This is a genomic window from Polyangium mundeleinium (genome assembly GCF_028369105.1).
Taxonomy (GTDB): Bacteria; Myxococcota_A; Polyangia; order Polyangiales; family Polyangiaceae; genus Polyangium; species Polyangium mundeleinium.
The window spans coordinates 6438024-6455334 of record NZ_JAQNDO010000001.1; the positions used below are offsets into that span (position 1 = coordinate 6438024).

Sequence of the window (17311 nt, forward strand, 5' to 3'; positions counted from 1 at the left end):
GTCAGAAGCCGACGAGCACGCTCTTGCCGATCGCCTTGCCACTCTCGATCGTGGCGTGAACCTTCTTCAGCGTCGCCGCATCGATACGGCCGGCCCGCTCGGTCAGCGTCGTGCGGAGCACGCCTGCGTCGACGAGCGCCGAGACTTCTTCGAGCAGACGATGCTGCTCGAGCATGTCGTTCGTCTGGAAGATCGACCGCGTGAACATGAGCTCCCAGCCGACCGTCACGCTCTTCCGCTTGAAGGGTACGATGTCGAAGGATTTCGGATCGTCGATAAGCACCACGCGTCCCTGCGGCGCGACGGCCTTGGCGATCGCCTCCTGATGCCGGTCGCTCGCGGTCAGCCCTGCCACGTACTCCACGTTTGGAATTCCAAGCGCGGCCAATCCTGCATCGAGCGGCTGCGTGTGATCGATCGCGTGATGGGCGCCCATGTCGAGGACCCACTTTTTCGTCTCCGGCCGTGAGGCCGTCGCGATGACCGTGAGCCCCGTCAGGCGCCGCGCGATCTGAATGAGGATCGAACCCACGCCGCCCGCGCCGTTGATGACGAGGAGTGATCCCGCCTGCGCCTTGCGACCATACGGAACGCCGAGCCGATCAAAAAGCAGCTCCCACGCGGTGATCGCGGTCAGCGGCAGCGCCGCGGCTTCGGCGAAATCGAGGGACTTCGGTTTGCGACCCACGATCCGTTCGTCGACGAGATGTTTTTCGGCATTCGTGCCGGGCCGGCCGATTGCGCCTGCATAAAAGACCTCGTCTCCCGGGCGGAACAACGTCACGTCCGGCCCGACCGCTTCGACGACGCCCGACGCGTCCCAGCCGAGCACACGGGGGTTTCCGTCCTCGGACTTGAAGCTCGCGCGAATTTTCACGTCGACGGGGTTCACGGAGACCGCGTGGACACGGACGAGGAGGTCGCGCCCGGTGGCTTTCGGCTCGGGGAGCTCGACGTCGACGAGGGCATGGTCTGCGGTAATGGGGAGAGGTTGGTGGGTGCCGACGGCCTTCATGGGGACGACTCCTTGGTTCGTGGAGGTCCTGCGTATCATTGGACCCCTCGGTCCGCCGCGCGAGGTCCGTGTGCGCATGCCGGCCATGCGCCAGCGCATGGCGCGAAAGGGACGTCGCGACAAGCCCGCGAAGGCGCTGGTGCTCGGCATCGAGCTGGGGTACGAGGCCTCGTGATCAGCGATGTGATGCGCGCCGAAGCCTCCGTCTGGATGCTCGAAACGTATCGGCCCCCGCTCGCCGTTCTCGCGGAGCGCCTGGCCTCGACGGATCCAGCCGAGGCGCTCGCGGCCGCAAAAGCGCTCGCGAAGCACGCGAGGGAAGGGGAGGACGATCCAAAAGCACTCGCGGCGTGCGTGCCGGCAGACCTCCTCGCGTTGACACACGATGCGCAGGCTGTCGTCGCCGAGCTCGCGGTCACGGGCTTGCCCATTGTGATCCCCAAGCTCCCCGCAAACCTTCCGCCCGAGCTCGCGTGCCGTTTTCGATGCGCGACGCTGCTCGCTTCCCCCGAGCGCCTGCCGCTCGACGAGGCCTCGCCGCTGGATCTACGCGCCGTCGCGGATGCGCCCGTCGAACGGGCCTTGACGTCGGGCCTCTGGCTCCGCGCGGCTGCCCATGCACGGCCTGCGATGCACGATCGCGCCATCACCTTCGCGCGCGCCGGGCTTGTATGTGCGATCCTCTCGCCGGTCGAAGCGGCGGAGGTCCTCCTCGATATCGCGCGCCGCTCGTCGGATGCCGTGGCCTCACGCGCGCTGGGGCTCCTCGCCGAGCCCTGGGCGCAAGGATTGTCCTGTCCGCCGCTCGCTGCATGGTTGCACGGAGAGGAGGTCGCGCTCGCGGCGCTGCGCCTCGCGGCTTCGCGAAGGGATACGGCGTGGGTGCGGCGATTCGCGACGTGCGAGGACGTGGCCCGCAGCGTTCGGCGCGCGGCGCTCGTGGCGCTCGGCGCGCTCGGCGAGGTCGAGGATGTCGAGCTGCTCCTCGTGCTGGCCGAGGAAGATCCGGCCGGCGCGGGGCCCGAGGCGATCGAGGCGATGTGTTGCCTCAAGCGGCGCGGAATCTCGCCGGATGAAGACCAGGCGCGCCGCGCGATCGAGCTCGCGCTCCACTACGATGCTTTGCCGATCGAGGCGCTCGTGGAAAGCACGAGCAGCCGGGCCGACGCGCTCGTCGCAACAATCGACGAATGCATCTCCCGCGGCGCGTCCAAGGCGAGAGCCGCGCGTTTGCTGGCCGCCTTCGGGACGCGGCGGACCCTCGCGCGCCTCCTCGAAATGGCGGAACAATCCGCGGATCCAATTCTGTCACGGTGCGCGATCCGCGAACTCGGCCGGCTGGAGGAACGCTCGGCCGAGCCCGTGATCCTGGCGAAGCTCGACGCAGAACCCGAAGCGTGCCTGTTTGCCCTCGGGCGGCTTGGCGGCGCTACCACGGCGCAGCGATTGCGAAGCCTCCTCGAGGGCACGCCACCTCCCTGGCTCTCGGCTGGGCTGCGTGTGCTTTTTCGGCTGGATCCGTCCCCCACCGTCCTCGCCGCGGCGGCCGAGCACGGCGCGATCTCCGCCGAGACACTCGATGCATTGCAGGCCCACGGGAGCGCCGAGCAAATCGACGCGCTCGCCGCCCTTGCAAAAGCCCCCGGGCATCCCTTTCGCGCCTCGGCGATCAGCGCGCTCGGTCGCACGGGCGGGCCACTCGCGATCGACCCGCTCGCCGCGCTGTTGACGGACGGCGACGAAGAGATCCGCGAGCTCTGCAAGGCCGCGCTGCGCACGCTGGGACAGCGCCTCGCCATTCCGGATCCGCCGCTCGCGTGCCTCGAAGGGGCGACGGATCCGGGCGCCGCGCTCGTGGCGGAGGCCGCTCTACGGAGGTTGCGTCTGCGGTCCGAATCCGTCGCCGAAACGACGCTCCTGCTCGACGCGGTCCTCGGGTGCGATCATCCGCACCTCGTTCGTGTGGTACGTCCGCTTCTGCGCCGGGAAAACCCCGAAATACGCAAACGCGCGATCGCCTGCCTTTCGGCCGCGGGGCCTGCTTGCGCGGCCTGGCTTCTCCCTTCTCTGAGCAGGGACGTACCCCTCCCGGTCGCGCGTCAGGCCTTGCTCGCCCTCGGGAATGCGGCCGTGCCCGGTCTCGGCGGGACGATCGCCGCGTGGCTCTCCCATCCCAACATGAATTTGAAAAAAGCGGCCGCCGAGGCGCTCGCCCGGAGCCGCGATTCCGATGTGATCCCGGCGCTCGTCGACGTGCTCGCGTTTCACGATCAGCCGGGGCTCCGGGAGCTCGCGGAGCAGGCGCTCCGGGCCATCGCGGGTCCCTTTTTCCGCTCGCTGATCGTCGAGAGGATCGCCGCGACCAAGGAGCCACGCCGCGAAGATTTGCTCGCGTCCACGATCGCGCGTGATTTCTCCCCGGAGGAGCTCGCCGCGCTCGTCGCGCGCCGGCCGGATCTCCCAAAGGTCCTCCTTCTGCACGCCTATGCCGCGAATGCGGGCAGCTCCGCCGATCTGGATGCCGCGCTTCTGCGCCAGGGTGCTCGCCTTCGCATTCCGCGCGAAACCGATGTCGCGCCGGAGAGCCCGCTGCGGGCCGGCCTCGCGGGTGCCGATGCGGAGCGATGCATCACGGAGCTGCGAAGGAGAATCCACGAGGCGCCCTTCCTCGACAAACCTTCCCCCGATCTCGTCACGAGCCTTCGAGCGGCGGCCGAGCGGGCGGGCTCGATGGGCGCGCGGCTCGCCGTCCCCGAGCAGCGCGTCCTTTCTGCGCTGCTCTCGCAGCTCGACCCTGCGACGCGCAAGGACGCCCTCGCCCTGCTCGCCACGACGACGGATCCCTTCGTTTCCAGCCGCGTGATCCCCTTCGTCGATATCGAAGAGGAAATCGACCCGCGCCACGCGCCACTGCTTCCCGCCGTGCTCCGCCGAAGCGGCGCCGAGGCCGCGCGTTCCCGAAGCGCGGATCCGCGCCCCGCCGTGCGCGCCCAGGCGGCGCTCGTGCTCCGGCTCGCAGGGGAGGGAACACTCGCATTCACGCCCCCGAGCGAGCGTGCCTCATTGCTTCAAGCCTGGATTGACGCGGGGCGCGAAAACGACCTCCTCGCGGCGCTGGAGGGCCGGGACGCGCCGCCGCTCGTGCATGTCGCAAAACTCGTCGCCGATCGCTCCGGCGCCGCCGCGGCGTGGGCGCTCGCGCAACGATGGGCGGCAGCACGTCCCGCGGAGCGAGCGCCGGCCCTCGTCGATCTCGCGTTCCTCGGCGAGATCGCAGGCTCCGCGCTTCGCGAGATCGCGCAGGGCGAAACGCGCGGCGAGGTCCGACAACGCGCAATCACGGAGCTGTCTCGCGCACGCCGTGCAGATCGCGCATTCCTCCGGCCCTTGCTCGCCGATGCGCACCCCGGTGTCCGCGAAGCCGCGGCGGAAGCGCTGATCCACGCGGGAGATCACGACGATCGCGCCTACGTGCTCGGCACATGGCTCGGGGGCGCAATCCGTGGATCGTTCTCCATGACGCTGGGCGAGCAGGACACGCCCGCCGTTGCAAAGGCCGTCGCCGACGCGACGACCGAGGCCGAGCAGCTCCGCGTCTTGGGCCCCGTGGCCGCATTGCCCCCGGCGTCCCGCATTCCGCTGCTGTTCGCGCTCCATTCGTCCCCGCATCCGCGCGTCTCCGGGGCGGCCCGCGATTCGTTGCGTTCGCTCCCGGCAGCACACGTCCTCCCGCATGTCGAAGCGCGTCTCCGCGCCGGGGATCTTTCCCTGCTCGACATCATCGGCGCAGCGGGCGCCGTCCCCAGGCTCCTCGCGGACCTCGCGCGCACGTCGGACGACCCCGCGGCGTGGATTCGCTTTTGCCTGCGCGCAGCGGGCGGCGGCGTTCTTTATGCGGCCGGCCTCGGATCCGCGATCGCGGCGTGGGCCTCGGCGTCCCCGTCTCCCGCGGCGCTCTCGCTCCTCGCGCGCCTCGCCGATTGGTACGACGAACGCCACGCCCGGGCGCTTTGCCGCGCCCTCGATCCTGCGCTCTCCGGCGCGCATCGCGACGCCGTGCTCGGCGCCCTTCTCGAAGCGCTCCGCGAGCAACCTCCCGAGCTCGTCTCGCGCGTGCTCTCGGGCATCGTTCGTCCCACCGACACATTGGCCCTGCAGCTCCTCGCCGAGGCCGAGGCGCGATCGCCCGGCCTGCTCGACCTCCTCGCCCCCGCATTACGCGCCGCCGTGGAGCGCGCGCTCGACACGGCGCTCGACACGGCCGGTCCGGAGACCGCGCGCCGCTTGCTCACCTATTTTGCTGGCCGCGCCGATCGTCCCTCCGAGCGCGAGCGTGTCCTCACCTTGCTGGAACGGCACGTACGCTCCTCCGAGCGCCGCGTGAGCCTCCACGCCCACCGCCTGCTTCGCACGCTGGCTCCGCGCGAACGTTATCTCCGCGCCACCCGCGCGTTGCTCGACGACTCTGATCCCACGACCGTCCGGCTTGCGATCCGCGTCCTCGCATTCGGCGGTCATGCAGACTCCGCCGCCGAAATCGCGGCTCGCTTGTTTCATCTGCACGCCGGCGTCTCGCGCGCGGCCCGCGCAGGGCTGCTCGCGCTCGGGGAAGCGGCCGTGCCGCCGCTGCTCGGCGCCCGCGGCCACCTGCGGCCCGATCGGCGCGCGGCGATCGACGCCGTGCTCGACGAGATCCGGAGCCGCCTCACCGCTGGAAAAACCGCGCGTTGATCTCCTTGTAATGCTCCCACGCCGGCGGGAGATCGTCCTCGTCGAAGATCGCCTCCACGGGGCATTCTCGTTCACAAGCCGCGCAGCAGATGCACGCCTCGGGGTCGATGTAGAGCTGCAGCCCGCGCAGCTTCGCCGGGCGCTCCTCGGGCGGGATGAACTCGATCTCCTCGGGCTTCATCGGCCCGTGAATGCAATCGACCGGACAAACCTTCACGCACGCCGTATCACACGTCGCGACGCACGGCTCGGCAATCACATACGCCATGGAACCTCCTCCATCGGTCCGCCGGGGCACCGGCGCTCCCCAGGCCCATCGCAGGAGCCGTGCCCGCTGCCGCCCCGCGCAAAAGGCCTCGGTTCACCGGCCCGCCGAGGCCCCATCCCGGCGCCACCACCGAAATCCCAGTACCGAACCACCGATATTTCGGTACATGTGAGCTAGGATGGTCCCGATGTCCGCTGCGACCCCTGGAGATCCGACCCTCGAGCTGCTCGCCGCGCTCGCGGAGGTCTCGGTCCATGCCCACACGCTTCCGACGATCGTGACCGCCGCGGCGGGCGTGCTCGCGAGCCACCTCCCGCTCCGCTTTTTCGAGTTCGGTCACTGCGATCCCACCCTGTCCACCGCCGACGCCCTGTTCCAAGGGCCCGACGCCGCAGCGCCCGCGCGCGTGCACCGCACCTTGCCCGGATCGCTCGCGCAGAGCGCCCTCGCCGACGGCGCGCCGCGCCTCGTCCCCGTTCCCGCGGCGGAGCGCCTCCCCGACGACCTCTCCCGCGCCCGCGCGCACGGGGCCGTCACGCTCGTGGCCTTGCCCCTCCACGCCGCAGACGGCCCGGCGTACGCCCTCCTCGCCCTCGGCCCATTGACCCCAGCATTCCCCGCACTCACGCCGCCCCTGCTCGGCGCCCTCGGGCGCTTGCTCTCGGTCGCGCTGCACCACGCGTCCGTCCTCCACCGCGTGGCCACGCTCTCCCGCCGCGCCCACGCCGACAGCCGCAAGCTTCGGGACGAGCTCCAGCGCGCTGTGCTCCCGCCGGACGTCATCGCCCGGAGCCCCGCCATGCAGACCCTTTTTCGCGACGTGGTGCCGCTCCTCGCCCGCCAGGACACGACCGTCCTGATTCGCGGCGAATCCGGCACTGGCAAGGAGGTCGTCGCGGGGAGGATCCACGCCCTCTCCCTGCGCGCCCATCGCCCCTTTTTGAAGGTCAATTGCGGCGCATTGCCAGAACAGCTCGTCGAGAGCACGCTCTTCGGCCACGAGCGCGGCGCCTTCACCGGCGCGACGCAGCGGCACGAGGGGTATTTCGAACGAGCCCACGGCGGCACGCTGCTTCTCGACGAGGTCGGCGATCTCCCGCTCGCCGCCCAGGTAAAACTCCTGCGCGTCCTGCAGGAAGGTGAAATCGAGCGCGTCGGCGGCCAAACGCCCCTGCGCGTCGACGTGCGCGTCCTCGCGGCGACGCACCGCAACCTGGAAGCCATGGTCGCCGACGGGCGCTTTCGGGCGGATCTTTATTATCGCCTCGACGTGTTTCCCCTCGTCGTTCCGCCGCTCCGCGAGCGTCCCGAGGACATCGAGGCCTTGGTGCCGGTCATCCTGAGCCGCCTCGCGCTGCGCGTCGGCCGTATCCCGCCGCGGGTCACGTCGGAGGCGCTCGCGCGTCTCCGCGCCCATGCCTGGCCGGGCAATGTGCGCGAGCTGGAAAACGTACTGGAACGAGCCCTTTTGTTATCACCTGGGGACACGCTGGCGCTCCCCGCGACGCTCGGCGCTGGAAAAAGGGGCCCCGAGGTCTCGCCCGAGCCGGGCCGCGTGGAGACGTACGAGGAGGCCTCCCGGCGCTGCATCGCGGCGGCGCTCGCGGCGTGCGGCGGCAAGCTGTATGGGCCCGGCGGCGCGGCCAGGTTGCTCGGGCTCAAGCCGAGCACGCTGCAAAGCAAGATGAAGAAGCTCGGGATGTAGCCCGAAGCATGATATCGTGCCGCGATGCCGTTCGTCGCGCAACACCGCACCTTTGCAGGAGCCACCCTCGGGGCCATGGGCGCCCTCGTCCTGGCCTGCGCGTCTACGCCCGCCCCGCCTCCTCCCGTCGTCACGATGGCGCCGCCTCGCGGGGAAGAGCCGAGCGCACCGACGGACCTGGCGCCTTTGCGCATTGGCGTCTATCTCCCTCTCAGCGGCGCGGAGGCGACCTTCGGAACGGAGACGAGAGAAGGCATCGATCTCGCCGTGGAACGCGTGATCGATTCCGGCGGCATTCGCGGCCGCTCGATCGAGCTCGTGTACGCGGACGACCACAGCCTGCCACGGGATGCCTCCAAGGCCGTTCTCGACTTTTCCAAGGATCCCACCCTCGTCGCCGTTCTCGGCGAGGTCGCCTCGTCGCGCAGCAAAGTCGGCGGGATCGTCGCGGACAAGAACCACGTCCCCATGCTGACCCCTGCATCCACGAACCCCGACGTCACCCGGGTCGGTCCGTTCGTGTTTCGTGCATGTTTCGACGACGAGGCGCAGGGCAGGGCGGCCGCGCGGTACCTGATTCAAGAGCGCCGTCACAAGAAAATCGGCGTTTTGTTGGCTTCCGATGATCTTTATAGCGCCTTGCTCGCACGCACGTTCCGCGAGCAGGCAGAGCGGCTCGGCGCCACGGTCTTCGAGCGTAGGATCCTCACGACCGCGACGAATTTCACAGCCCCGCTCGGCGACCTCCAAACGCAACGCCCCGACGTCGTGTACGCGCCCCTGTATTACAATGTCATGCAGGACGTCTTCCGGGAGGCGGGCGCCCTCGGGTTCTCCGGGCGTGACTTCTTCGGCGGAGACGGCTGGGACAGCGACACACTGCGGAAGGGCGCAGGCGCCACGGGCGCCGCGTTCACGACGCACTGGATGCTCGACATCCCCTCGGCGGAAAATCGTGCCTTCGTGGACGCCTACCGCGCTCGATACCACCGGGACCCCTCGAGCATCTCGGCGCTGGGCTACGACGCGGCGGCGCTGCTCCTCGACGCCATGAAGCGCGCCTCCGCCGATACCCGCGAGGCGGTGCGCGACGCGCTCGCCCATACCCGCGGTTTCGTCGGCGTCACGGGGACGATCACGATGCGAGAGGACCGTAACCCCGAGAAGGACGTGTTCATCGCCCGCATCGAGGGCGGGCGGTTCCGGTACGAGGGGCGCGTGCGGTCGGTCCCTGCGAACTGAAAAAAGCGACGCTCCCTGCTCGCCCCCCAAAGCGGGCCTGGGTTCTTCCTTGCTCTCGCGCGCCGCAAAGATCGAGGACCCCGAGCTACGCCCTCGAAACCTGATTCCTGCGGACGACCGGCCTCTCCCGCGATGTGCAAGGGGATCCGGTTGCGACGAAGGAGAGGCGCCAAACCAAGACCCGACCCCAGCAGACGGACCGGCGCGGGAGAGCCCTTCGCAGGGCTGCAAGAGCTTCACCCGTCAGGTATGTAGAAGATCCGTGGGACCGCTCTGCGGGAAAGGTTGGCGACGTGCACGATGGAACGAGCGACTTGAACGCGCAGGTGGCGGGGAGCACGTTGCGCGAGATGCTCGGGCAAAATGGGAGCGGCCTTTCGCTCCTGGACAGCCTCGGGGCGATCGTCTGGCTCGCCGACGCGACGGAGCTGTCGTTGTCCTTCCTGAATCGCCAGGCCAGCGCGCTGCTCGGCCTCACGGGGAGCGATGTGCCGTCCCCTTCGTGCGTCCTCTGCCGGGTTCATCGCGACGATCGGGCGCGCCTCCGCGACGTCTGCCACGCGGTCGCCACGACCGGCACGAGTCGCTCGGTCGATTACCGCATCGTTGCCGACGGCGGGCAGCTCGTCCCCCTGTCGGGCCACGTGCACGCCGTGCAAGCGGAGAGCGGCGACGCGCTCCTGGCGCTCGCCTTCGTGGGGCTCGTCGCTCCCGGACAAGCGCCGGCGCCAAGGCCGTACGGCGTGGCGGACGAGGCCCACGAGCACGGGAGCCACGCCGAGGACGGCAAGCGGTCCGTGCATACGGCCGGCGGGCCTCTCAGCGTCCGGCGCACGGCTCGGTTGAGTCGCATCGAGGACATCATCGACAACATCGACGGCATCGTGTGGGAGGTCGAGGCGGACACGTTCTGTTTCACCTACGTGAGTGCACACGCCGAACAGATCCTCGGATACCCCGTCGCGCAGTGGATCGAGGAGCCGACGTTCTGGGTGGACCACATCCACCCGGACGACCGCCATTGGTGCGTGGCGCTCTGCAAAGAGGCGACGGCCCGAGGGGAGCCCCATCGATTCGAATACAGGATGATCGCCGCGGACGGCCGGGTGGTATGGCTGCGGGACTATGTCCGCGTGGTGCTCGACCAGGGCCGGCCTGCCAGGCTGCGCGGGGTGATGGTCGACATCACCGAGTGGAAGGGCGTGCAGGGGGAGCTCGAAAAAACGGTCTCGCTCCTGCGCACGACCCTCGATTCGACCGCGGATGGGATCCTCGTCACGGCGTCGGACGGATCGACCATCAATGCCTACAACCAGCAGTTCGTGGAGATGTGGCGGCTGCCGCTGTCCATCCTCGAGCAAGGGAGCGACGAGCAGGCCTTGGCCTCCGTCCTCGATCAAATCGCCGATCCGGCCTCGTTCCACGCCAAGGTGCGGTGGCTCTACCAGTCCCCGGAGGAGGAGAGCTACGATATCGTAGCGTTCAAGGACGGTCGCCTCTTCGAGCGTTATTCGCGCCCGCAGCGGCTCGGGCGGGACGTCATCGGCAGGGTTTGGAGCTTCCGCGACGTCTCGCGGCGTTTTCGCGCCGAGGCGGAGCGCGACCGGCTGCTGGTCGAGGAGCGCCGCTTGCGGGCCGACGCGGAGCGCGCGCACGGTCGAATGGCCTTCCTCGCCGAGGCGAGCCGCAAGCTCGCCGCCGCGCCGCTCGACATGGAGCGGACGCTCGCGGCGGTCGTCGAGCACGTGGTCCCGGCGCTGGCCCGGTGGTGCGCGATTGTCCTGCCCGAAGGCATCGGCGCGCGCGGCCGCCCCACGACGGCGGCGACGCACGAGAGTCCGACGATCGACGATCGCCTGTGTCCGCTGCTCCGGCGTTATCTGCCGGGCGCCGACGATCCGATGGGCTTCACGCAGGTGCTTTGCTCGGGCGAGCCCCTCCTCGTGTCGACCGTCTCCGACGAGGCGCTTCGGACCGTCGCGCGTGACGAGGCGCACCTCGCGCTCTTGCGCGCCCTCGGCGCCACGCCGCGAATGCTCGTGCCTCTGATGATCCAGGGGCGCGCGATGGGCGTGCTCGCGATGGGCGCGAAGACCCTCGGCACCAACTTCTCGCCGGAGGATCAAGCCCTCGTCGAGGAGCTCGGCCGGCGGTGCTCCACGGCGCTCGAGAACATGCGACTTTATGGCGAAGTGCAGGAAGCCCTGCGCCGCAAGGAAGAGTCGCTGGCGCTGCTCGACACGTTGTTCACGAGCGCCCCCGTGGGGCTCGCCTTCCTCGACAGGGACATGCGGTATGTCCGGAGCAACCGGGCCCTCGCGGTGGGCATTCATCGACGTTCGCCGGACGAGGAAATCGGAATGACGCCCCGCCAGGCGATTCCGGAGCTCGCCGCGCGCGTCGAGTCTTACATTCGCCACGTCCTCGAGACGGGAAAGCCGCTCGTCGGCGTGGAGATATCGGCCCGGATCCCGGCAGATCCCGACCACGACCGGCACTGGCTCGCGAGTTATTATCCGGTCCGGACCGGGCGGGGCGATCTGCTCGGCGTGGGCGTCGTCGTCGTGGATCTGACCGATCAGAAGTGCGCCGAGGAGGTGCGCGCGAAGCTCTACCAGGAGGCGCAGGAGGCGATCCGCGTGCGGGACGATTTCCTCTCCATCGCGTCCCACGAGCTCAAGACGCCGCTCGCCACGCTGACGTTGCGCCTCGAGCAGATATCCCGCCGCCTCCGCGATGGACAGCCCGTGGACAAGGAGCCGCTCGTCCGCGCGCTCGCGCAGGTCGGCCGGTTGACGGCGCTGACGAACGACCTGCTCGACGTCTCGCGCATCGCGGCCGGCCGGCTCACGATCCGCGCGGAGCAAGTCGCGCTCGCCGACCTCGCCCGCGAGGCGGTGGCGAATGCGGCCATGGGCTTGCAGAAGCACACGATCGAGATCGTCGAGCCCTTCGAGGACCTCGTCGTGGTGGCCGATCGCAGCCGTCTCGCGCAGGTCCTCGCCAACCTCCTCGACAACGCGGTCAAATACTCGCCCTCCGGCGGCACGATTCACGTCGCGCTGTCGAAACACGACGGCGAAGCCGTCCTGTCCGTCACCGATCCCGGCATCGGGATCCCGAAAGAGCAACAGGGGATGCTCTTCGAGCGTTATTTCCGCGCGCGGAACGCGCCCATTACATCGTACGGCGGGCTCGGGCTCGGCCTCTACATCTGCCGCGACATCGTCGAGCGGCACGGCGGGCGCATCTGGACGGAGAGCGAGGTCGGGCGGGGCTCGACGTTCGCGGTCGCGCTCCCGCTCGAAGGTCGCCCGCAAGAAGAGCAGGCGCGTCCTGGTTGACGAGGCGCAAGCTGGCACATTCCCGGCTCCTTTTGACCTGGAGGCCGGCGCCGGAGCGTGGGGATCCTCGGAGTTTCGCGCTGGCGCCGGCATTGCCATGCAGGCTGCCGGAGAGGGCGAGCCCGTGCTCGGCCCGTGCATCCAAGGAGGCGTAGCGTGATATCGTGGTGGATGCGTGGTGCAATGGCGGCGACGCTCGTGCTGGCGACGGCCTGCGGGAGCACGGTGAACCAGGATGGATCCGGCGGCGCCGGTGGGACCGGCGGCGCAGGCGGGACCGGAGGCGAGGGGGGCGTGCTCCCGCCGGAATGCGTGGTCGAGACCTCGGAGACCGGGCCGTACGGGGTGACGTTCCAGTTCGAGAACAACGGGGCATTCCCGGCCTTCCTGCGGGAGGATTGCGCCGTCGAATACACGATCTCGTCGTGCGAGGACGGCTATTCTGCGTCGCTCGCCATCCGCGCCTCGTGCAGCCAGGCGTGCGACAGCACCGTGGACGGCTGCCTCACCTGCGGAGCCTGTCCGCCGGTGGGCGGCGTGCCGGTCGATGTCGGCGCGCAGACCACGGATACCTGGGCGGGGATGCGATATACGTTCGGAATGACCGCCGAGGGGTGCAACTGCCACGAATCCCACGTGGCGCGGGCGGGGCGATATCAAATCCGGGTGCCGGTGTATACCTCCGACGACGCGGCGCAGACGGGAGCCCCCTCGTATGAGGTGACCGTGAACTTCGAGCTGCCGGCGCCGAACGGCGTGGTGGTGGTGCCCATCGGGCAGTCGCCGTGAGGCCCCAATGCATGAACTTCACGCATTGCACCGCGCGCGGTAGCGTTTCGCCGTCCGATGCCGAGTCGATCGACCATTTCGCCGAGGAAGGTCCCGCAACAGCGACGCTCGCAGGCGCTCGTCCACGCGGTGATCGAGGCAGCGGTCCGCATCTTGATCTCGATGGCCAAAGGCGCTGTCCGATGAGGCCCACGCGTCCGAAGCCGCGCGAGCCCGCCGCAGTACAGGCCGCGCTCCGGCGATTCAGCGTGTGGCAGTCTGCCCCCGCTTGCGGTCCGACCCCGATCAGCGGAGGACGCGCAGGGCGCGCTGGTAGTATGCCCTTCGGCGCGCGAGCCCCCTGTATCCGCCGTTGATCCGGTACGTGATCTTCTTGAAGTCGCCCCGGTCCGCGAGCGCGTTCAGCTTGCGGCTCTTCCAGAACCACCCTGCAATGCGGAATCCCACGTCGAGGCGGGCTGCGCGTTTCGGGTTTTTCTCCAGGTCGATGCCGAGCGCCTTGCCCGCGGTGCGGTAATTGCTGCGGCCCGTGATCTGGATCGGGCCACGGCCCTTGAAGCGGGGGCCGTCGCCGGGGCGGACGTTTCCGAGATCCTTGCGCCCCTCGTAAGACTTGCCGGTGCCGAGCTCCTCGAAATGGCGGAGCTCCCCACTCTCGTGCGCCAGTTGCGCGAGGAACGCGGCGATCCGCTTCTTCGTGGTGATGGCCGCCTCCTTCATGGCCTTGTTGAGGTGTGGCAAGCACGCGCGGGCCCGCCCGACCGGGAGTCGAGGCATGATGGCCCTGAGCTCGGCCAGCGTGACCCCGGCCCGCGCCGCAGGCTTCTTCGCAGGCTTCTTCGCGGGCTTTTTCGCGGGCTTTTTCGTGGGCGCGGCGGCGGGCTTCACCACGCCCGCCTCGGTGCCGCCCGTCGGGGCCTCGGGCTGCGATTCGATCACCAGCGTGACAGGGCCCTGCTGCTCGCTCGTCACGGTCGTCTTGGTGGTCGCCCCCCGGCTGGAGAACGCTTTCAGCGCATGACGCCCGGGCTTTGCCATCGGCAACGAAAACGAGCCGTCTTCCGTCGAGGTCGTGGCAATCGTGGGAGCGCCCTGGCTGGAGATCGTGACCGTGACGTCGGCGAGCGGGCGCATTGCCGCGTCGACCACCTTGCCCGTGATCTCCCTGGCCGTCGTCCCGGCCTCGAGCGTCGCGCTCTCCGCCGAGCTCGCGGGAGCCGAGGCTCCCCGGGTGGGGGCCGGTAACCTGCCCCGCCGGTGCGTCGCCGCCTCCTCCGACCACCGCCGCAGGTTCTCGAGCACGTCGGCCGTGATGCGCAGCCCGGAGTTCCAGCGGATGGGCTCTTTGGGTCCGCTCGTGTGGATCCCGACCACGATGCGCCTCCCGTCCGGCCGCGTAACCCATATCGGGGCGCCGCTCTGCCCTTTAAACGTGTCGATGTCGTACTGGACGAGACGGGCGGCGGTGTCCCGCAGCTCCCGCGCGTGGAAGAAAAGGCGGCTGGCATTCTCGCGATCCCCCGGATATCCCGCGATATTGGCGAGGATGCCCGCGAGCGCCGCATCCGAGAGCGCCTCGGGCACGAAGAAACCTTCTTCGAGCTGGACGGGCTCGTCGAGGAGGATCGCGCCGTAATCGTACTCCCGGGAGCGGCGCATGAGCCACGCCGACACCGTTCGGAACCGGGTCGCTCTGACGGAGCCGAAGGGCCGCCGCGTCGCATCGAGCGCCGGGATCACCTCCACGGAGACCGCCCATCCGCCCATCTTCTGGCAGTCGTACACGCAATGCCCCGCCGTGATGACGGTGCGCGAATCGATGAGCCACCCCGTACCGGCGTTTGGGGCGCCATTGGTGCCGATGAGCCGCAGCGCGCAGATGGCTCGAAACGGTTCCACGTCGGTCGGGGAGACCAGGACCCGATCATCGTCGCCGAATAGGGCGACCGGCATTACGCGGATGGCGGCCTCGGCGCCCCCATTCTCCGGCTCCATCGTGAACGTCCGCGCCGGCGCGACCGTCGGCTTCTGCAAAAGCATGGCCCCCTCCCGTGCGAACCGCTTGGGCACGAGGAACCTGTCAGGCGTCTCCTCCACGCGCCTCCCGGGCGGGCCTGACATGGGCGCGGCGGCCTCCGGCCTTGGCCGCTGGTACCCTGGCACGTACTCGATCAGGCTCGTGGGCTTCATGGTGCCCGCCTCGGTCGCAGGGCCACACGGCCTGGGCCCGTCCTCGCTCCGGTAAACCTCGTCACCGCCGGTCACGTGGCTTCCCTCGGTGGCCACGACTCGACGACGATTCCTGTTCATGAGAATCCCCCTTCCTGGAATTCGATACCCGGGCATCCCCCCGCCTCGTGTGATCCTGGTCCGCGTGAAAAATGAGGAGGGTCACCACGGAGGCGCCGACGCGCTCGGTTTATTTGGCTCCGCCTTTCTGGATGCGTTTCGCGAGCGCCACCGCCTCCGCGCGGGGCAGGATCACCTCGAAGTGCATGTCGTCCTTGCGGCGGCGATAATTCCCTCCCCAGCGCAGGCCGTACTTCTTGATGAGCTCGTTGATGGTCTTGCGCTGGGCCGCGTTGAACGTCCCGGCGCGCCCGAGCGGGTGCTTCGGCGCGTTCAGATCGATGGCGATGCCGGCCCAGTGGAACGAGGGCCGCTTGGAGCCGCGGACGCTGCGGGCCGCGTACCCCCAGCACCACCCCTTGCGCAGCCGCTCCACCTTCTGGTGGAACTCCCTTGCGAAGCCGATGAGCAGCGGCGCGATGATCGCGCGGACCGGCAGGGCTACGGTCGTGCCCGGGACACGATACGTCTTGATCCCGATGCCTTTCCGGGTTCCCACGGTGAAGCCATTGATCGACGGCGTCTCCTTCTTCTCCCGCGCCACGGCTTCGGTTTCATGTCCGCCGACCTCCACGTCTTCGAGGACGTCCTCCCGGTCGCCCTCGACATGCTCGTGCCAGTCCTTGAGCGGCAAAACCCCCTCGGAATCGTCGACCACCTGGAGCGCGACGGGCTCGACCCCCTCGCCGACCTCCAGGATTTCGTCGACGTTCTCGCCAGCCGCTTTTTTAATGACCCCAGCCGCAGATTTTCCATTTTGCTTGGTCCGGGCCATACGACACCTCCTCTGGGTTCAATGTTGTGCCCATGGTTCACATGGCAATCATCCAGCCGGGGATGGGAGACAAACTCTGAGAGAAGACATCTCCGGTCGCGGAGGTGCAGGCGTGAGACGTTGCCTGCGGGGGGGCCACGCACTGATTGACGGCGGAAACCGGAAACCCAATGAAATGCATGACGCGAGTCTGTCGGCTCCGAAGACTGCGAACCCTGATGGGTCCGCGGGAAGGGACACGACTGCGCGCGAACCACGCAGGAGGGCAGGTCATGGCAACAAAGCATTCGAAAAAATACGAATCCATGGCGGAACCGGCGCAGGAGTTCGTGACCGAGGTGCTCGAGCGGAGCGAGGTGGAGGGCCTCGAACTCGTGCTGAAAACGCAGGTCTCCGACCTCGAGAAGCTCATGCCTGGCAAAGCGGTGCCGAGCGAGACGTTGGTCAAGGCGATCTTCGCGCATTGCGCGGAGATCAACCAGCTGGCCAAGGAGGCCGCCGCCCGCGCCGGGAGCCACTTGGCTGCCGCGGAGGCCGGCGAGGACGAAGATGAGGTGGCCCCTGACTTTTCTTTCCCCACCTTCGAGGCTTTCCTCGCGAACGAGGCCGCCGCCACCGAGGCTGCCCAGGAGGGCGCAACGTCCGAGGCTGGGGCCCCGCCCAAGAGCCTGGTGACAACCGTGGCCGCGAAGCTCGTCTCCGCGATCGGCATTGAACCGGGCATGGTCACCGCAATCATCTTTGCGGTGCAGGTGGCGGACAAGAAGAGCTGGCAGGCGCTGATCGATCACCTCAAGGGGAGGCGCTTCTCGAAAGCGAAGAAGCCCTTGAAGAAGGTGCTGAACGCGATGCGCTCGAGCAAGTTCCGGAACGCGCTCGCGAAGCGGGTCGGCGCCAAGGCTGCCGCCAAGATGGTGGCCAAGGTCGCCTCGAAGGCCCTCCCGTTCGTGGGGTGGACCTCCTTGGTTGTGGCGCTCGGCTGGGCCTTCGCCAGGCAGATCCGCTGAGCCTGTAGCTGGCGCATCGACGAGAATGCGCCGTTCCGTGCACACGAAGGCGCGCCCCCCGTACCCGCGGAGGGCGCGCCTTCGTG

At 68.9% G+C, this 17311-nt stretch carries 11 protein-coding genes; 7 read left to right on the plus strand and 4 right to left on the minus strand.

Annotation, left to right across the window (positions count from 1 at the left end; genetic code table 11):
- Position 1: 1 nt before the first annotated feature.
- Positions 2–1015: a zinc-binding alcohol dehydrogenase family protein gene (locus POL67_RS25620; protein WP_271921585.1), complete on the minus strand. Its 1014-nt coding sequence runs from the start codon at positions 1013–1015 to the stop codon at positions 2–4.
- On the opposite strand from POL67_RS25620, the gene POL67_RS25625 reads away from it, so the two are divergent.
- Together POL67_RS25625 and POL67_RS25630 are read left to right on the plus strand one after the other, a co-directional pair.
- Positions 1014–1190, plus strand: a complete 177-nt coding sequence (locus POL67_RS25625; protein ID WP_271921586.1) for a hypothetical protein — start codon at positions 1014–1016, stop codon at positions 1188–1190. The two genes, POL67_RS25620 and POL67_RS25625, sit on opposite strands and share 2 nt — an antisense overlap.
- Positions 1187–5746 carry a HEAT repeat domain-containing protein gene (locus POL67_RS25630; RefSeq protein WP_271921588.1) on the plus strand — a complete coding sequence of 1520 codons (4560 nt, stop codon included), beginning with the start codon at positions 1187–1189 and terminating at the stop codon, positions 5744–5746. The genes POL67_RS25625 and POL67_RS25630 overlap by 4 nt, the downstream gene beginning before the upstream one ends.
- On the opposite strand, the gene POL67_RS25635 is transcribed toward POL67_RS25630, so the two are convergent.
- Positions 5721–6014 (minus strand): 4Fe-4S dicluster domain-containing protein, encoded by a 294-nt coding sequence (locus tag POL67_RS25635; protein WP_271921590.1) that lies wholly within the window; start codon positions 6012–6014, stop codon positions 5721–5723. The genes POL67_RS25630 and POL67_RS25635 overlap by 26 nt on opposite strands.
- Positions 6015–6201: 187 nt before the next feature.
- Here POL67_RS25635 and POL67_RS25640 point away from each other — a divergent pair, with 187 nt between their 5' ends.
- The 4 genes from POL67_RS25640 to POL67_RS25655 all read left to right on the plus strand — a co-directional run bounded on the left by POL67_RS25640 (position 6202) and on the right by POL67_RS25655 (position 13094).
- Positions 6202–7719 carry a sigma-54 interaction domain-containing protein gene (locus POL67_RS25640; RefSeq protein WP_271921592.1) on the plus strand — a complete coding sequence of 506 codons (1518 nt, stop codon included), beginning with the start codon at positions 6202–6204 and terminating at the stop codon, positions 7717–7719.
- Positions 7720–7743: 24 nt separating this feature from the next.
- On the plus strand, positions 7744–8961 hold the full coding sequence (locus tag POL67_RS25645) for an ABC transporter substrate-binding protein (protein WP_271921594.1): 1218 nt from the start codon (positions 7744–7746) through the stop codon (positions 8959–8961).
- A 293-nt stretch (positions 8962–9254) separates the two neighbouring features.
- Entirely contained in the window at positions 9255–12305 is a 3051-nt protein-coding gene (locus POL67_RS25650; protein WP_271921595.1) for an ATP-binding protein, read from the plus strand.
- 183 nt (positions 12306–12488) lie between these two features.
- Positions 12489–13094 (plus strand): hypothetical protein, encoded by a 606-nt coding sequence (locus tag POL67_RS25655; protein ID WP_271921597.1) that lies wholly within the window; start codon positions 12489–12491, stop codon positions 13092–13094.
- Positions 13095–13379: 285 nt separating this feature from the next.
- Here POL67_RS25655 and POL67_RS25660 read toward each other — a convergent pair whose 3' ends face one another.
- Positions 13380–15404: a glycoside hydrolase family 19 protein gene (locus POL67_RS25660; RefSeq protein ID WP_271921599.1), complete on the minus strand. Its 2025-nt coding sequence runs from the start codon at positions 15402–15404 to the stop codon at positions 13380–13382.
- A 109-nt stretch (positions 15405–15513) separates the two neighbouring features.
- A complete protein-coding gene (locus tag POL67_RS25665; protein ID WP_271921601.1) occupies positions 15514–16218 on the minus strand; it encodes a M15 family metallopeptidase in 705 nt (234 codons plus the stop codon).
- Between the two features lie 329 nt (positions 16219–16547).
- On the opposite strand from POL67_RS25665, the gene POL67_RS25670 reads away from it, so the two are divergent.
- On the plus strand, positions 16548–17225 hold the full coding sequence (locus POL67_RS25670) for a hypothetical protein (protein ID WP_271921602.1): 678 nt from the start codon (positions 16548–16550) through the stop codon (positions 17223–17225).
- Positions 17226–17311 lie beyond the last annotated feature (86 nt).

Coding starts and splice junctions, on each gene's coding strand:
- POL67_RS25625 (WP_271921586.1), top strand. CDS start 1,014: ATGGGGACGACTCCTTGGTTCGTGGAGGTCCTGCGTATCATTGGACCC.
- POL67_RS25620 (WP_271921585.1), bottom strand. CDS start 1,015: ATGAAGGCCGTCGGCACCCACCAACCTCTCCCCATTACCGCAGACCAT.
- POL67_RS25635 (WP_271921590.1), bottom strand. CDS start 6,014: ATGGCGTATGTGATTGCCGAGCCGTGCGTCGCGACGTGTGATACGGCG.
- POL67_RS25640 (WP_271921592.1), top strand. CDS start 6,202: ATGTCCGCTGCGACCCCTGGAGATCCGACCCTCGAGCTGCTCGCCGCG.
- POL67_RS25645 (WP_271921594.1), top strand. CDS start 7,744: ATGCCGTTCGTCGCGCAACACCGCACCTTTGCAGGAGCCACCCTCGGG.
- POL67_RS25655 (WP_271921597.1), top strand. CDS start 12,489: ATGGCGGCGACGCTCGTGCTGGCGACGGCCTGCGGGAGCACGGTGAAC.
- POL67_RS25660 (WP_271921599.1), bottom strand. CDS start 15,404: ATGAACAGGAATCGTCGTCGAGTCGTGGCCACCGAGGGAAGCCACGTG.
- POL67_RS25665 (WP_271921601.1), bottom strand. CDS start 16,218: ATGGCCCGGACCAAGCAAAATGGAAAATCTGCGGCTGGGGTCATTAAA.